Consider the following 15765-nt stretch of genomic DNA (forward strand, 5'->3'; position numbering starts at 1 on the left):
GTCGGTACGCCCGGTGGTCAGGTGGTGGCTCAGCCGGGCCGGTGGGCCCGACGGTCAGATGGCGGCTCAGCCTGCGGCGGTGAACCGCACCGGCAGCTCCAGCAGGCCACGGAACGGTGACGCCGCCGGCAGCCGGGGCACCCGGTCGACCGGTACGGCCAGGCACAGGTCCGGCAGCCGGTGCAGCAGGGTGCCGATGCCGATCCTTGCCTCGATGCGGGCCAGTGAGACCCCGAGGCAGTAGTGCACGCCGTGGCCGAAGCCCAGATGCGGACCGCGTTCGCTGGTCACGTCGAGCCGCTGCGGGTCGGTGAAGTGGTCCGGGTCGTGGTTGGCCGAGTTGAGTACGACGCCGACCGCCGCACCGCGCGGGATGCGTACGCCGTCGTACTCGATGTCCTCGGTGGCCACCCGGGGGCTGGCGATCGGCAGCGGGCCGTCGAAGCGCAGCAGTTCCTCGACCGCGCCGGGCAGCAGCTCCGGCCGCTGCCGCAGCAGGTCGAGCTGGTCGGGGTGGGTCAGCAGCGCCAGCATGGCGTTGCCGATGAAGTCGGCGGTGGTCTGGTGGCCGGCGAACAGCAGCAGGAACGCGGTGGAGACCAGCTCCCGCTCGGAGAGCTTCCCGTCCTGGTCGCAGGCGTCGATGAGGGCGCTGACCATGTCGTCGGCCGGTGCCACCCGCTTGGCCCGGACCAGCCCGGTCAGGTAGTCGTGCAGCAGCAACTGCACCTGCTGCACGGCGGCCCGTTCCTGCTCCGGCGGCCGGCTGGCCGATCCGGAGGTACGGATCACCTGGGTCCAGCCGAGCACCTGTTCGTGGTCGGCCCTGGGCACGCCGAGCAGTTCGCAGATCACCACCATCGGCAGCGGTACGGCGAAGTCGTGCATCAGGTCCGCCTCGCCCCGGGGCGCGAACTTGTCGATGAGGTCGTCGACGACCTGGGTCACCCGGGGCCGCAGCGCCTCGATGCACCGGGGCGCGAACGCCTGGGACACCAGTCGCCGCAGCCGGCTGTGCTCCGGCGGGTCGGAGTTGAGCATGTTCTTGTTCAACCCGTCCGAGTTCGGCCCGAAGAACCGCAGGTAGTGGCCTTCCGGGCCGTACAGATCCTTGGACAGCCGGTGGTCGGTCAGCGCGGCACGGGCGTCGTCGTAGCGGGTGATCAGGTAGGAGTCGAACCGGGGTGAGGAGACCAACTGGACCGGGTTCTGTTCGCGCATCCGGGCGTAGGTGGGGTACGGGTCGGCGGCGTACTCGTCGGTGAAGAACTCCCCGGCGGGTACCGGTCGTTGCGCATCGGCGGTCATCGCGTCTCCTCCGGCTCGCTCGGCACGCTGTGCAGCACCTGACTCGGCACGCTGTGCAGGACCTGGTAGGTGTGTCGCTGCGCGGACTCCCGCAGGTCCCGGATCACCCGCAGCAGCCGGTCCCGCTGGGCGCTGCGACCGAAGGCGTCCAACCGGCCCCGGTCGGCCCAGTCGGTGACGATCAGGTAGCTGCGCGGGTCGTCGGCGTCGCGGAGCAGGTCCTGACGCAGGCAGCCGGCGAGCGTCCGGATCTGGTCGGCGATCGCCCGCCATTCGTCCTCGAACCGCTGCTCACAGCCGGGTCGGGTGCGCATCGCCAGGATCGCGCGGACGGCGCCGGACGGCGGTGACGTGGTCACCGTGGACCGCCGCCGAACACCAGGTGCAGGTGGTGACGCAGCGCCTCGGCGTCGATCGGTTGGCTGCGGAAGCCGACGTGGCCGTCCGGTCGGATCAGGTACGCGGCGGCACCGGTGATGCCGTACCGGGTGCGCACCGCCCCGTCGGTGTCGCGGACCACCGGCGGATGCGGCAGCGACGGCGTCGCCGCGTCCGGGCCGACGATCAGGTACACCTCGACCTCGCCGTACGCCTGGTCCCGCACGTCGGTGCCGATCTTGTCGACCAGGGCGAGGGTGGTCTCGTCGGTGCTGTCGGCGTAGAGCAGCAGGGTGTGCCGGGTGCCCCGGGTCAGGTCCCGCAGCCGCAGCGGATGCCCGACCCCGGGGCGGTGCAGCCCGTACACGTCGGGGGCGCGGTCGCCGGCCGCCGGGCCGGCGCGCAGCGCGTCCGGGTCGGCCACCGCCTCACCGACCAGTGGACTGTCCGCGTAGCTGACCAGCATCGACATCTCCTGCAGGAACTGGCCGGTGAGGTCCTCGCGCTCCAGTTCGTCGGTGAACGCCAGCCGCACCGCGCGGCCGACGACCTGTTCGCCCTGCGGTCGGCGTTCGATCTGGTAGCTGTCGAGCAGTCCGGGCGCGGCCAGGCCACGCACCGCCAACGCCAGTTTCCAGGCCAGGTTCCAGGCGTCCTGGATACCGGTGTTCATGCCCTGGCCGCCGGCGGGTGGGTGCAGGTGGGCGGCGTCGCCGGCGACGAAGACCCGCCCGACGCGGTAGCGGTCGACGATGCCGTGACTGATCCGGAAGATCGACGACCAGCGCAGGTTCGACGCCGTCGTGCCGGCCGGAGCGAGCTGATCCAGGACCGTCTGGACATCGGCGAGGGTGGGTTCGTCGAGTTCGGCGCTGAACCCGGGCGGGGCGTTCTCGCCCCGGGTGGCGGCGAAGTAGCGCGGCGGCGCCATCGTCGCGATCCGGTACCGGGACTCACCCCGCAGCGGTACGCAGACCAGCATGTTGTCCAGCTGGCCGTCGGTCTCGTGGATGAACCGCAGCAGGTGCCCGGCCGGCATGTCCCAGTCGAGGTCGACGTCACCGAGCATGAACAGTTGCGGGAACCGGCCCAGCCCGCCGGTGAAGGTCAGCCCGAGCAGCTGGCGGACGGTGCTGTGCGCGCCGTCGGCGCCGACGAGGTACTGGGCCCGGATGGTCCCGGTCGTGCCGTCGGCGTGCGCGACGGTGGCGGTGACGCCGTCGTCGTCGCTGGTGAAGCCGGTGAGCGCGGTGCCGCGCCGGGGCCGTACGCCGAGAGCGGCGAGCCGGTCGGTGAGGATCCGTTCGGTCTCGTACTGGGGCAGGCCCAGGTGCGCGTACGGCAGGTCCGGCAGCTCCCAGCTGCCCCGGTACACCTGGTGGCCGTTGACGAAGACCGCCTGGCCGGTCAGCCAGCTGCCGGCGTTCATCGCCTCCCCGACGACGCCCTGGTCCTCCCAGATCTCCATGGTGCGGCAGTGCACGCCGATCGCCTTGTCCGCCTGGGCGGGCGGGCTGGTGAGCGTGTCGATCACCCGGCAGTCGATGCCTCGGCGGGCGAGTTCGATCGCGGCGGTGAGCCCGGTCGGGCCGGCTCCGACGATCAGCACGTCGGTGCTGTCGGCCGGTGCCGCCGGTGGATCGGTCGACGCCGTTGGCGGGTCGGTCGGCGGGTCGGCGGGGTGGAAGATCCGGGGGCGGATCCCGACGAGGAACTCGGCGATCGGGCCGGCTTCGGCCCGTTCGTGGTCGGGGTCGGAGATCCACCGGCGGAACTGTTCCTGGCTGCGCCACTCGGCGAAAATGTGGTGCACGGGGGTGCCGGGTTCGCGCAGCAGCTCCTCACGCAGGTAGCCGTCCACCCCGGACAGTCTGCTGACGACCTCGGCGTGCCCACGGTGGAACTCGTCGACCCGGTCGGCCGGGACGGTGATCGCCACGTCGACGTAGATCCGGGTGTCGGCGCCGGACCGGCCACGCATCACCCGGTAGCTGCCGGCGTCCGGTGGTTCGCAGGCGGCCGCCACGGCGTCGGCCCACTGCCGGGCGAGAGGCCCGTCGAGGTGGTCGCGCAACGCGTCGTCGTCGGCCCATTCGGTGACCGCGACGAAGGTACGCGGATCGGTGGCGTCGACGAGCAGTTGGCGCAGTCGGTTGCCGGGCGCGGCGCCGATGCCGTCGGCGACGGCCTGCCACGCTGACTCCACAACCGTCTCGAATCCGCTGCGGGCGCGGACCCGGAGCATCGTCCTGATCATGTGGTCCCCCTGAACGGCGTGCGGTGGACCTGACCTTGTCCGACACCGCGTCACCCGGCCGTCAACGCCGTACGGGGCCCAGTGGGTGGCCGGTGACGCGCCGGCTACCCGTCGGGACGATGATCTGCAGGCGTGCGCTCAGCCGACCGCCCCGGCGGTGAACAGCGCCGCCTGTTGCGGGTGCAGCAGCGGCGCGGGCAGCCCGATCTCGGCCAGCACCCGGCCGGGCAGGACCGCCTCGCCCCGCTGCAGCCAGGCCGGCGGGCGCACCTGCAACGTCGCCGGCGCCGGGCCGATCCGCAGTGGACTCACCCGGTAGCGGCGCTGCGGGTCGAGGCCGGCCAGCCGCAGCGGCACCGGCAGCGCCGACCGCGCCGCGTCGAGTGCCACCAGAGCGAACACGCCGGCGCTGCGGTCGGCGTCGACGACCCCGTACAGCTGCCGGGCCGGGTCGGGGCTGTCGGTACGCACCAGCGTCCCGGTGTGCAGCAGCGGCCGCAGCCGCCGGTACGCGGCGATCCACCCGGCGACGTCGGCACGTTCGGCGTCGGTCGCGGCGGTCAGGTCCCATTCGATCCCGGCGTGCCCGAACAGCGCGGTGGCCAGCCGGAAACCCAGGTCGGTGGCCCGGCCGGTGACGTGCGCGGTGCCGGCACCCAGATGCCCGCCGAGGTACTCCAGCGGCATCAGTACGCTGGTCCAGCGCAGGATCCGCTGCCGGTCGAGCGGATCGTTGGTGTCGGAGGTCCAGAACCGGTCGACCAGTTCGCCGATGCCCAGGTCGATGCGGCCGCCACCGGAGGCACAGCTTTCGATCTCCAGGTCCGGGTGGGTCACCCGCAGGTCGGCCAGGAGCCGGTACAGCGCCGTGGTCTGCCGGTGCGCGCCGCCCGCCGCGAGCAGGTCGCGGTTGTGATCCCACTTGAGGTAGGCGATCGGGTACGTGTCGAGCAGCGCGCCGAGCCGCTCCCGCAGATACCGGTAGGCGTCCGGGTTGTCCAGGTCGAGCACCCGCTGGTACCGCCAGGTCGGGGCGTGCGTCGGCCCGAGCAGCCAGTCGGGGTGGGCGCGGGCGAGGTCGGAGTCGGGGCTGACCATCTCCGGTTCCACCCAGAGCCCGAAGTCCATGCCCCGGGAGCGGACCCGGTCGACCAGCGGCCCCAGGCCGGCCGGCCAGCGCTGCGGGTCGACGGACCAGTCGCCGAGCGCCCGCCGGTCGTCGACCCGGCCGGTGAACCAGCCGTCGTCGAGGACGAAGCGTTCGACGCCGACCTGCGCGGCGGCGTCGACGAGCCGGGTCAGCCGGTCGAGATCGTGGTCGAAGTAGACCGCTTCCCAGGTGTTGAGCACCACCGGTCGGGGTCCGCGCAGTGGCCGGCGGGCCCGGATCCAGCCGTGCAGCCGCTCGGAGAGTCCGTCGAGTCCGGCGTCGGAGCAGACGGCGACCGTCCACGGCGTGGTGTAGATGCTGTCGGGCGGCAGGATCATCTCGCCGGGGGCGAGCAGTTCACCGGCGCCGAGCAGGCTGTGCCCGGTGGCCTGGCGTTCGGCGTACAGCTGCTTGTCGCCGCTCCACGCCAGGTGCACCGCCCAGACCTGGCCGTGCCGGAACCCGAACCCGGCGGTGCCGGCGACCATCAGGTACGGGTCGTCGTGGCCGGGTCGGCCGTGGCGGGTCTGCCGGGTCCACGTGCCGTCGCGCATCCGGCCACGCTGCGGGCGCCGCTCGTGGGCCCACAGCCCGGTGAAGTCGAGCACCTCATCGGCCTGCTCCGGCACCGGCAGCACGACGTCCGCCGCCGTCAGGTGCAGGTCGACCTCGGCGGTGTTGCGCACCTGGTGGCGGACCCGCAGGACGCCCTGCTCGCTGAGCGAGACATCGGTGGTGACCCGCAGCCCGCCGGCGGCGGGGCCGCACTCGATCACCAGGTCACGGGGACCGGTCCGGCCGACGGTGTGCAACCGCAGGTCGTCGACGGGTCGACCGGCCCCGGGTCTGCCGTCGCCGGGCCGCCCGGCCCAGTGTCCGGCGATGCCGGGCCGGCCGGTCCAGCCCTGACCCGGGGTGGGCAGCAGGGTGAGCCGCAGCGGCTGGTCGACCGCGCTGGGTGGCACCGGCGGGGTCGCCGCCTCCGCCAGATCGGTCAGCTCGGCCTCGGTGAGGTCGCCGAGGTCGCCGCCCCAGTGCAGGACGACCGGTGGGTACGGGCCACGGGCGTCCAGCACGAGGCTGGCGCCCGCGGCCCGCAGGTGCGCGATCAAATGGTCACTCCGCTACCGGGATGGACTGGGACTTCAGGGTATCCACGGTAGAGGTCTGCGCGGCGGTCAGCGCGTCCAGCAGGGTGCCCTGCCCGGAGACCGCCGCCTTGAAGCCGTCGGAGGCGTCGGCGTAGGTCTGGGTCATCGTCGGGCCCCAGACGAAGTCCGCGGCGACCTGCGCCGACGCCTCGGCGAAGACCTCGTAGATCGGCTGGCCGCCGTAGAACTCCACGCCCTCGCGCAACGCCGGCAGCTGGGCACCGGCGGTGGTCGCCGGGTAGAGGTTCGCCTCGGCGTTGAGCAGGGTCAGCGCTTCCTCGGAGGTGTTCAGCCAGAGGGCGAACTGAGCTGCCTCGTAGACGTGCTCGCTGCCCCGGAAAACGGCGGTGGAGGAGCCGCCCCAGTTGCCGGCGCTCTGGTCACCGGCGTTCCACTGCGGCATCGGCGCGACCGCCCACTTGCCGGCGGTGTCCGGCGCGCCGGAGCTGATCGAGTTGGCACCCCACACGGCCGACACCCAGGTCCAGGCGGAGCCGCTGTTGTAGGCGTTGTCCCACTCGGTGGTCCACGGCGGCACGGTCGAGACGAGGTCCCGGTCGATCAGGTCCTGCCAGTACTCGGCGACCTGGGTGGTCTGCGGGTCGGTCAGGTCCACCGTCCACTGGTCGCCGTCGTTGGCGAACCACCGGCCGCCGGCCTGCCAGGCCAGCCCGGCGAACTGGTTGATGTCGCTGGAGGAGAAGTTGGTGATGTAGCCGCCGGCGGCGCGGACCGTCTCGGCGGCGGCCGCGTACTCGGCCCAGGTGGTCGGCACCTCGATGCCGTTGGCCTCGAACAGGTCCGCCCGGTAGAACAGGGCCATCGGTCCGGCGTCCTGCGGTACGGCGTACGCCGAACCCTCCTCGCCGAAGCTGACCTGCCCCCAGGTCCAGTCGACGAACTGGTCCTGGGCGTCGAGCACGATGTCGCAGGCACCGAGGTCGACCAGGCCGTCCTGGACCCGGAAGCTGGGCAGTGCGTCGTACTCGATCTGGCCCAGGTCCGGCGCGTTGCCGGCCCGCAGCTGGTTGAAGAAGTTCTGGTAGGTGCCACCGTTGCCGTTCGGCCCGGTCTGCACGTTGACCTGGATGTCGGGGTTCTGCTCGTTCCAGACCTCGACCACCTGCTCGATGCCGGGGATCCAGGAGGTGAAGTCGAGGGTGACCGGGCCTTCGGCCGGGCTGCAGTCGGTGGCGGCGTCGGTACCGGTACCGGCATCGCCGGAGTCGCCGGAGGAGCAGGCGGTCAGCGCGAGCGTGCCGGCGAGCAGTACGCCGACCGTCGAGGCGGGGAGTCTCATCGAAATCCTTCTCTCGTTATCGGTGGGTGGACGAGGTACGGCGAAATAGGCAGGGTTCACTTGACCGAGCCGGCCCCGAGGCCGGTCCGCCAGAAGCGTTGGAGCAGCAGGAACGCGGCGACCAGCGGCACGATCGACAGCAGCGCGCCGACGAGCACCAGGCCACGCAGTTCGGGCAGCTGGTTGACCTGGGTGTTCCAGGTGTAGAGGCCGAGGGTGACCGGGAACAGCCGCTCGTCGCCGAGCATGATCAGCGGCAGCAGGAAGTTGTTCCAGACCGCGACGAAGTGGAACAGGAAGATGGTGACCAGCGCGGGCAGCATCAGCCGGGTGGCGACGGTGAAGAAGGTCCGTACCTCACCGGCACCGTCGAGGCGGGCCGCTTCCAACAGTTCGTCCGGCACGCTGGCGGCGGCGTAGATCCGGGCCAGGTAGACCCCGAACGGGTTGACCAGGCTGGGCAGGAAGACCGACCAGAAGGTGTTGGTCGCCTCGAACCGGCTGAAGATCAGAAACAGCGGCAGGGCGAGCGCGGTCGCCGGCACCAGCACCCCGCCGAGCACCACGTTGAACAGCGTCTCCCGGCCGGGGAACCGGTACTTGGCCAGGGCGTACCCGCACATCGCGGCGAGCAGGGTGCCGATCAGGGCGGCGCCGCCGGTGTAGGCGAGGCTGTTGAGGATCCACCGCGGGAACACCCCGTCGCGGTAGGTGAGGACCTCGGTGACGTTGTCGACCAGCGAGAAGTCGTCGAACCACAGGGGCGCGCCCTGGGTGACCCGCCCGTCGGGTTTCGCCGAGGCGACCACCAGCCACCAGATCGGCACCAGGAAGTACGCGGTGCAGACCAGCATGACCAGGGTCGCGGCGGACCGCGACAGCAGCGACTCGCGGGTCGACGTACCGGTGGACGTGCGGCCGGCGGGGGTCCGGGCCGGGGCGCTCATCGCGCGCTCCGACGCTGGGTGAACTTCAGGAACGTGAACGACAGCGCGAAGGTCGCCAAGGCGAGCACCACCGAGAAGGCCGCGGCCAGGTTGAAGTTGGGGATCGACGAGGTGGAGTAGACGGTCAGGTTCGGGGTGTAGCTGCTGGACACCGCCGAGCTGAAGGTGCGGAACACCTGCGGTTCGGCCAGCAGTTGGAGGGTGCCGATGATGGAGAAGACGGTGGTCAGCACGATCGCCGGCATCACCATCGGGATCTTGATCGACCAGGCGATCCGGGCCGGACCGGCGCCGTCGAGCCGGGCCGCCTCGTAGATCTCCGGCGGGATCGCCAGCAGCGACGAATAGATGATCAGCATGTTGTAGCCGACGTAGACCCAGGTGACGACGTTGGCGATGGACCACAGCACCAGGTCGGCGCCGAGCAGGTCGACCCGGCCGGTGACGGCGGCGAACGGCGACAGGTTGGGCGAGTACAGGAAACCCCACATGATCGCCGCGACGACGCCGGGCACCGCGTACGGCACGAAGAAGGCGAGCCGGAAGAACCGCCGCCCACGGACCAGACCGGAGTCCAGCAGCAGAGCCAGCAGCAGGGCGACGCCGAGCATCACCGGTACCTGGACCACGCCGAACAGCAGCACCCGGCCGATCGAGGACCAGAACGGGCCGTCGGTGAAGACCCGCTGGTACTGGGCGAGCCCACCGAAGACTTCCCGGGCCGGGCCGAAGGTGCCGGTGCGCTCCACGACGTACAGCGACTGGACCACGGCGTAGCCGATGGGGACGGCGTAGAAGAGCGCGAAGAGCGCCCCGAACGGCACCACGAAGATCGCGATGGCGCTCTTGTGCGGTACGGGTGCCCGGCGGCGGCCGGTTGCCGTCGACCGCGCCGTACGGGATCTGATCACCGGGCCGACTCCTCTCTGACCACCCGGACCTCGCCGGGGCCGACCCGCAGCCGCCCGTCGACCGGGGTCCCGGTGACGAGCTCGTAGCCGGTGGCGGCGTGGCGGATCTCCCGACGGCCGTGGTTGACGACGAACAGGTAGCTGCGGTCGGCACCGACGCGGCGGATCACCTCGACCGAGCCGTCGTTCTCCGGACCGGGCGGGATAACCCCGGCCCCGTCGACGGCGGTACGCAGCACGCCGCGCAGCCCGTCGGGGGCCAACGCGGTCGCCACGTACCAGGCGGTGCCGGCACCGTGGGCGTTGCGGGTGACCGCCGGGGTGCCGGGCAGCGGGCCGTCTGCGTAGCGGGCGAGGGTCGCGGCGGTGGTGGTGCGCAACCGCTCGGTCCACCATCGGGCGTGTGCCCCGTTGTCCAGGGCGACCTCGGCACCGGGCGGCAGCGGGACGAACTCCTCGCCGACCACGCCGAGCAGGTCGCGGAAGGCACCGGGGTAGCCGCCGAGGCGGATCCGGTCGTGCTCGTCGACGATGCCGCTGTAGAAGGTCACCAGCAGGTGGCCGCCCGCGTCGACGTAGTCGGCCAGCCCTGCGGCCTGCTCGTCGGTCACCAGGTGCAGACACGGCACGACGACCAGCCGGTAGCCGGTGAGATCGGCGTCGGGGGCGACGACGTCGCAGGTGACGCCGAGCTCCCGCAGGCCGGTGTAGGCGGCGTGCACCTGGTCGAGATAGCGGATCTCGGTCGACGGGCGGGCCGGACCGTCGGCCGACCACCAGGACTCCCAGCTGAACAGCATGGCCACGTCGGAGCGGACCCGGGTGCCGACGACCTCACCGACGCGGTCGAGCACCTCCGACAGCCGCAGCACCTCCCGCCAGGTGGTGGTGTCGGTGCCGGCGTGCGGCAGCATCGCCGAGTGGTACTTCTCGGCACCGGCGGCGGAGGCCCGCCACTGGAAGAAGCAGATCGAGTCGGCACCCCGGGCGACGTGGGTGAGCGAGTTGCGGATCATCTGGCCCGGCTCCTTGGCGAGGTTCCAGGGCTGCCAGTTGACCGCGCCGGTCGCCTGCTCCATCAACATCCACGGCGCTCCCCCGGCCAGCCCCCGGGTGAGGTCGGCGGCGAAGGACAGTTCCGCGACCGGGTCGCCGAGCCGGTGGTCCAGATAGTGGTCGTTGGCGACGATGTCCAGGTCAGGAGCCCAGGACCAGTAGTCTAGGTTCCTGATATGGGCGGTTACCATCAGATTCGTGGTGATCGGCGCGGCGCTGTGCCGGCGCAGCACCGCCGCCTCGGCCCGATAGTGCTCCAGCAGCTGCGCGGAGCTGAACCGGTGGAAGTCCAGTAGCTGCGCCGGGTTGGCCACCGACAGGTTCGCCCGGGGTGGGTCCACCTCGTCCCAGTCGCCGTAGCGCTGACTCCAGAAGGCCGTGCCCCAGGCGTCGTTGAGCGCCTCGACGCTGCCGTAGCGCTGCCGCAGCCAGCGCCGGAACGCGACCGCGCTGGTCTCGTCGTAGCACAGCGCGTTGTGGCAGCCGAGCTCGTTGGAGACGTGCCACAGCGCCAGGGCGGGGTGCCCGCCGTAGCGGCGGGCGACCTGCTCGACCAGCGCCAGGGCGTGCTCGCGGAACACCGGTGAGCTCGGGCACCACGCCTGCCGCCCGCCGGGGAACCGGGTGGTGCCGTCGGCGGCCTGCGGCAGCACCTCGGGGTGGCGGGTGGTCAGCCAGGGCGGCGGGGAGGCGGTGCCGGTGCCGAGGTTGAGCCGGATGCCGGCGTCGTGCAGCAGGCCGATCACCTCGTCGAGGGCGGCGAAGTCGTACTCGCCCGGCCGGGGTTCGATGCTCGACCAGCCGAAGATGTTGATCGCCACCAGGTCGACGCCGGCCTGCCGCATCAGCGCGACGTCCTCGCGCCACACCGTCGACGGCCACTGCTCCGGGTTGTAGTCGCAGCCCAGTGCGATGCCGCGGATCGACGGCAGCAGTGGTGCGGCCGACCGGTCACGGGGCGGTGTCATCGGGATGTCCTCGCTGTGCGTCGCGGATGTGTGTGCACGTGCACACATTTCGTCGCGTGAACAACCGGCGAACGAATGTGTGAACGTGCACACGTTAGAGCCGGGTTCCGCCGCAGGTCAAGGGCCGGCCGCTACAGTGATCGGCGTGAACCGGCCGAGACCGACGACGAAGCGGGCCACCGTGCACGACGTCGCCGCCGCCGCCGGCGTGTCCCGGGGCACCGTCAGCCGGGTCCTCAACGGCGGCTACGTCTCCCCCACCGCCCGCGCCGCGATCCTCGCCGCCATCGCCGAGGTCGGCTACGTGCCGAACACCGCCGCCCGTAACCTGGTCACCCAGCGCTCCCAGGCGGTCGGCTTCATCGTGCTGGAACCGCACTCGCTGTTCCTGGAGGACCCGAACATCGGGGCGATCATGCTGGGGGCCAACGCGGTGCTCTCCACCGCCGAGTACCAGATGGTCAACCTGGTGGTCGACTCCGACCGCGACACCGAACGGGTCGCCCGCTACCTCAGCGGCGGTTTCGTCGACGGCGCGGTGATCGTCTCGGCCCGGGTGCACGACCCGATCACCCGGGTCGTCACCGACCTGAAACTGCCGGCCACCTTCGTCGGGCATCCGCCCGACCTGGCCCAGGAGATCCCGTACGTCGGGGTCGACAACGTCGGTTCGGCACGCGAGATCACCGCGCGGCTGGCCGCCACCGGCCGGCGGCGCATCGGCATGATCGCCGCCGCCCTGAACCGCGACTCCGGCGCCGACCGGCTCACCGGTTTCCGCCAGGGCCTCGGCGACCGGTTCGACCCCCGGCTGGTCGTCGAGGTCCCGCTCTACGACTACTCGTGCGGCGTCAGCGGCATGCAGACCCTGTTGGAGCGGGCACCCGACCTCGACGGTGTCTTCGCCGCCTCGGACGTGGTCGCGGCCGGAGCGATCCAGACCCTGCGCGAGGCCGGCCGGACCGTACCGGCCGACGTCGGCGTCGTCGGCTTCGACGACAGCGCCTGGGCCCGACGCACCAACCCGCCGCTGTCCACCGTGCACCAGCCGGCGAAGGAGATCGGCGCCCGCGCCGCCGACCTGGTGCTGTGCCAGCTCAACGGGGCACCCGTCGCACCCGGCGGGGTGCTGCTGCCCACCCCCGTCGTCTGGCGCGGATCCGCCTGACCGAAGCGGGCCGGCACGGCAGGTCAGCCCTGGTGGATCGCCTCGCCGGCGATCTCGATCAGCACCTTCTTGCCGACCAGGAAGCCGCCGCTGTCCAGCACCACGTTCCAGACCAGACCGTACTCCTCCCGGTCGATCTCGGCGGTCGCGCTGAACCCGAAGATCTCCTGCCCGTACGGATCCCGTCGGGCACCACCGAACTCGACCTGCAGGTCGACCGGGCGGGTCACGCCCTTGACAGTCAACTCGCCGGTCAGCACGAACCGCCGGGCGCTGGCCTGCGTGGCCGGCGGTGCCGGCGTCGTGCGGCCGGGTCGGTGGCCACGCAGCCGGGCCCAGTAGAAGATCGGGTCGTCGGCCTGCTGCCACTGGATGCCGGTGCTGCGGTACTCCAGCGTCGGGTGTCGCTCGACATCGAGGAAATCGGCGCTGCGCAGGTGGGTGTCCCGCTCGGCATGGTTGGTGTCGATACTGGCCGTCCGGATGCTCGCCACCGCCTGCGACCGCAACGGGTCGTCCTCGACCACGATCGTCGCGCCGCCCTGGGTGAACTCGCCCCGTACCGGACTGACCATCATGTGGCGGGCAAGGAAGCCGATCCGCTTGTGGGCCGGATCGAGCTGGTACACACCCGGCGCCGGGATGGTCATTCCACCCCAGGACCGGGTGGCGGAGCCGTTCATCGTTTACGTGTCCCCCGGTAGCTGGTACCTGTTTGCCCAGCATAGGTGGGGTGTGTAGGCCAACTGCCAGCTGCGGGTGCGGGTGGATCCTCACGTGGGCCGGCTGAGCGCCCGGCCAGTGGTGGCCCCGGCCACCCGCGCCACCCGCGCGGGATCGGCCACGACCGGACGGCACCGGGCCCACCGGAACGCAATTCCTCTTCTCGTTTTCTCCGACACTTCACCTCCCTTCGGGCGGAAAAGGCCCAGATCGATGACGAAACGCTCGCCGCACCGGCATCCGCAACCGGGAATCGACGATTTTCCGTGCTACAAAATCCCGTAGCACCCAGCCGTTGCGCGAAACGTGAAAGGGGCAACCTCTTTGAGGATCATTCGATTTTCCACACGCAGCAGAGTCGGCGCACACCGCGCCGTCGAACCACGTTCGGTCGGCAACCGGAAAAGGCGACTCGTCCTCGGATCCATTGTCGCGTCGGCCTTGTTCGCCGGCGCCACCATCGCACCGCAGGCGTACGCCACCACGGACTTCACCGGTCCCGGCATCCGCACGAGCGTGATCGACGCCGCGACCGGCGAACCGGTCGCCGACATCTGTGTGTTCGCCGTACCGGTGTTCACGTTCAGCTTCGCGGACGTGTGCCCGACACGCAGCGACTCGCGTGGACGAGTCAATGTCCCGGTTCCCGGGACCGGCTCGTACAACCTGTTCGCCCTGCCCGATTCGGGCAGTCGGTACGGCGCACAATGGGTGGGCCAGACCGGTGGCACGGGCACCCAGAAAGAGGCACGGTGGTTCACTTTCACCGCCGATGAGGTCAAGCCGGGCCCGACCATCCGACTGGACGACCGGTCGGTCGTGACCGGCGTACTGACCGGGTCCGACGACGCCGCCCTGGCCAACGGCACAGTCGGCATCGTCGCACCGGTCCCGGACGGTTCCCGGGATCCGCGCTACTCGCCGGTAGCCGAGGACGGCATGTTCATCATCGACTGGCTCGGGCCGTACCAGTGGCCCTTGCTGTTCAAGGCGGACGGGTACCCGTACCAGTGGAGTGGCCACGTCGGGAACCGGCTGCGGGCCGCGCTCGTCGATGTGGACGTCAACGCTCCGCCGTACCAGCACGAGCTGGAGGCGGGCACCAGCGTGACCGTGGAGATCGCCGAGGCGCCCGCCGGCCCGGGTCGGATCGTGCTGCACAACGCGATCACGAAGGACCCGGTCGGGGTCGTGGAGCTCGACGACGCGGCGACCACCGCCTCGTTGGTCGTCCTCCCCCGCCAGTTGGTGAAGATCCACTGTGTCTGCAGTGCGGAGCATCGCTGGCACGGTGGCACCGATTTCAGCAGTGCGACCGGCGAACCGATCCGGACCAACGGCCCACAGGCCGTCACGTTCGCCCAGCCCAGCTGAGCGACGGCAACAGCACCGGGTACGGCCCGACGGTCCACCACGGACCGTCGGGCCGTACCCGTCACAACGGAGCAGACGATCACTCTAGAGATATGTTCGACTACTTGCAGTAGACTTAACCGCCTACGATCACCCGGCCACGGGAGGACGTACGGCGATGCGACGGCGGTGGATCCGGCTGCTCCTGGCGGTCACAGTCCTGACAGCGGCAGCAGGATGCGGGCTCGCGCCGCGTACCGCAGGCGGTGAACTCACCGACGGCTGGGCCGTCATGCCGACCCCGAAACCGTTCGTTCCCGACGTCGGCGCCTGCCACCCGGTCGCCACGAACGGCACCGGCCACCGCGACGATTACACCCCCGTCACCTGCGACCGGCCGCACGACCTGGAGACCGTCTTCGTCGGCATCTTCACCGGCACGCATGCCGTCAGCGACCGCGCTCCGGCACACGGTTCGGCCGCACGTCGCGTCGCCCGCCACAGCTGCGACCAGCGGGTCCGCCAGTTCCTCGGCGACGACTGGCAGGCCGGCCGGGTACGACTGGACGTCGTCGTCCCGTCGACCGCCGCCTGGTCCGGCGGGGCCCGCTGGTACCGGTGCGACGTCGGCGAGATGACCAGCATGCAGGACCGCAGCCTGGTGACCCGCACCGGCAGCCTGGCCGGTGCGCTCGGCCCCGACGGCCCACTGCGCTGGGGCTGCTTCAACCCCGGCTCGGTCAGTGGAGGCGACGTTGACGTGCTCACCCCGGTGGCCTGCACGCAGCCGCACCGCAGCGAGTTCGCCGGCCTGTACGTCGAGAGCGACCTGCCCTACGACCAGTTCGCCGCCAACTCCGACCGGGTCCACGAACGGTGCCGGCAGGTCGTCGCCGAGTACGCCGCGCTTCCCGTCGACGACGATCTGCGGTACCGCGTCGGCACCATCTACGACTATCCCTTCAAGGACGAGTGGGACGACGGCAACCTCACCGTACGGTGCCTGCTGTGGCGCGACGACCCGCCGCTGACCCGCTCGGTCCGTGACGGCGGACCGGCCGCCCTGCCGGTGCGGCAGAACTGACCCCTACGGTG

General features: G+C 71.2%; 12 protein-coding genes. 3 read left to right on the forward strand and 9 right to left on the reverse strand.

All coding sequences use genetic code 11. The features are described from left to right. Window positions 1–66: 66 nt before the first annotated feature. The 8 genes from ACN28F_RS02540 to ACN28F_RS02575 all read right to left on the reverse strand — a co-directional run bounded on the left by ACN28F_RS02540 (window position 67) and on the right by ACN28F_RS02575 (window position 11426). A complete protein-coding gene (locus ACN28F_RS02540; protein ID WP_421356938.1) occupies window positions 67–1308 on the reverse strand; it encodes a cytochrome P450 family protein in 1242 nt (413 codons plus the stop codon). Next, on the reverse strand, window positions 1305–1667 hold the full coding sequence (locus tag ACN28F_RS02545) for a putative quinol monooxygenase (RefSeq protein ID WP_421356939.1): 363 nt from the start codon (window positions 1665–1667) through the stop codon (window positions 1305–1307). The genes ACN28F_RS02540 and ACN28F_RS02545 overlap by 4 nt, the downstream gene beginning before the upstream one ends. Further along, a complete protein-coding gene (locus ACN28F_RS02550; protein ID WP_421356940.1) occupies window positions 1664–3943 on the reverse strand; it encodes an FAD-dependent monooxygenase in 2280 nt (759 codons plus the stop codon). Before ACN28F_RS02550 ends, ACN28F_RS02545 begins: the two co-directional genes overlap by 4 nt. Window positions 3944–4081: 138 nt before the next feature. Beyond that, window positions 4082–6205 (reverse strand): alpha-galactosidase, encoded by a 2124-nt coding sequence (locus ACN28F_RS02555; RefSeq protein WP_421356941.1) that lies wholly within the window; start codon window positions 6203–6205, stop codon window positions 4082–4084. A 4-nt stretch (window positions 6206–6209) separates the two neighbouring features. Next, window positions 6210–7544, reverse strand: coding sequence for an ABC transporter substrate-binding protein (locus tag ACN28F_RS02560; RefSeq protein WP_289206529.1), 1335 nt, complete (start codon window positions 7542–7544; stop codon window positions 6210–6212). A 56-nt stretch (window positions 7545–7600) separates the two neighbouring features. Further along, entirely contained in the window at window positions 7601–8398 is a 798-nt protein-coding gene (locus ACN28F_RS02565; protein ID WP_289210995.1) for a carbohydrate ABC transporter permease, read from the reverse strand. Window positions 8399–8487: 89 nt separating this feature from the next. Continuing rightward, window positions 8488–9402 carry a carbohydrate ABC transporter permease gene (locus ACN28F_RS02570; protein ID WP_289206530.1) on the reverse strand — a complete coding sequence of 305 codons (915 nt, stop codon included), beginning with the start codon at window positions 9400–9402 and terminating at the stop codon, window positions 8488–8490. Next, window positions 9399–11426: a beta-galactosidase gene (locus tag ACN28F_RS02575; protein ID WP_421356942.1), complete on the reverse strand. Its 2028-nt coding sequence runs from the start codon at window positions 11424–11426 to the stop codon at window positions 9399–9401. The genes ACN28F_RS02570 and ACN28F_RS02575 overlap by 4 nt, the downstream gene beginning before the upstream one ends. A 145-nt stretch (window positions 11427–11571) precedes the next feature. Between ACN28F_RS02575 and ACN28F_RS02580 the strand changes: the two genes are divergently transcribed. Further along, window positions 11572–12594 carry a LacI family DNA-binding transcriptional regulator gene (locus ACN28F_RS02580; RefSeq protein WP_289206532.1) on the forward strand — a complete coding sequence of 341 codons (1023 nt, stop codon included), beginning with the start codon at window positions 11572–11574 and terminating at the stop codon, window positions 12592–12594. A 23-nt stretch (window positions 12595–12617) separates the two neighbouring features. Here ACN28F_RS02580 and ACN28F_RS02585 read toward each other — a convergent pair whose 3' ends face one another. Then, window positions 12618–13277, reverse strand: a complete 660-nt coding sequence (locus tag ACN28F_RS02585; RefSeq protein WP_421356943.1) for a YceI family protein — start codon at window positions 13275–13277, stop codon at window positions 12618–12620. 481 nt (window positions 13278–13758) lie between these two features. Between ACN28F_RS02585 and ACN28F_RS02590 the strand changes: the two genes are divergently transcribed. Both ACN28F_RS02590 and ACN28F_RS02595 read left to right on the forward strand, forming a co-directional pair. Next, window positions 13759–14691 carry a hypothetical protein gene (locus tag ACN28F_RS02590; RefSeq protein ID WP_421356944.1) on the forward strand — a complete coding sequence of 311 codons (933 nt, stop codon included), beginning with the start codon at window positions 13759–13761 and terminating at the stop codon, window positions 14689–14691. Between the two features lie 157 nt (window positions 14692–14848). Continuing rightward, window positions 14849–15754 (forward strand): septum formation family protein, encoded by a 906-nt coding sequence (locus tag ACN28F_RS02595; protein ID WP_289206534.1) that lies wholly within the window; start codon window positions 14849–14851, stop codon window positions 15752–15754. Window positions 15755–15765: the final 11 nt, after the last annotated feature.

The sequence above is a fragment of the Solwaraspora sp. WMMA2101 genome (assembly GCF_049179175.1).
Classification (GTDB): domain Bacteria; phylum Actinomycetota; class Actinomycetes; order Mycobacteriales; family Micromonosporaceae; genus Micromonospora_E.

Bases quoted from the DNA above. Each gene is read 5' to 3' on its own strand.
- ACN28F_RS02540 (WP_421356938.1), bottom strand. From the start codon at position 1,308: ATGACCGCCGATGCGCAACGACCGGTACCCGCCGGGGAGTTCTTCACC.
- ACN28F_RS02550 (WP_421356940.1), bottom strand. From the start codon at position 3,943: ATGATCAGGACGATGCTCCGGGTCCGCGCCCGCAGCGGATTCGAGACG.
- ACN28F_RS02560 (WP_289206529.1), bottom strand. From the start codon at position 7,544: ATGAGACTCCCCGCCTCGACGGTCGGCGTACTGCTCGCCGGCACGCTC.
- ACN28F_RS02565 (WP_289210995.1), bottom strand. From the start codon at position 8,398: ATGCTGGTCTGCACCGCGTACTTCCTGGTGCCGATCTGGTGGCTGGTG.
- ACN28F_RS02575 (WP_421356942.1), bottom strand. From the start codon at position 11,426: ATGACACCGCCCCGTGACCGGTCGGCCGCACCACTGCTGCCGTCGATC.
- ACN28F_RS02585 (WP_421356943.1), bottom strand. From the start codon at position 13,277: ATGAACGGCTCCGCCACCCGGTCCTGGGGTGGAATGACCATCCCGGCG.
- ACN28F_RS02595 (WP_289206534.1), top strand. From the start codon at position 14,849: ATGCGACGGCGGTGGATCCGGCTGCTCCTGGCGGTCACAGTCCTGACA.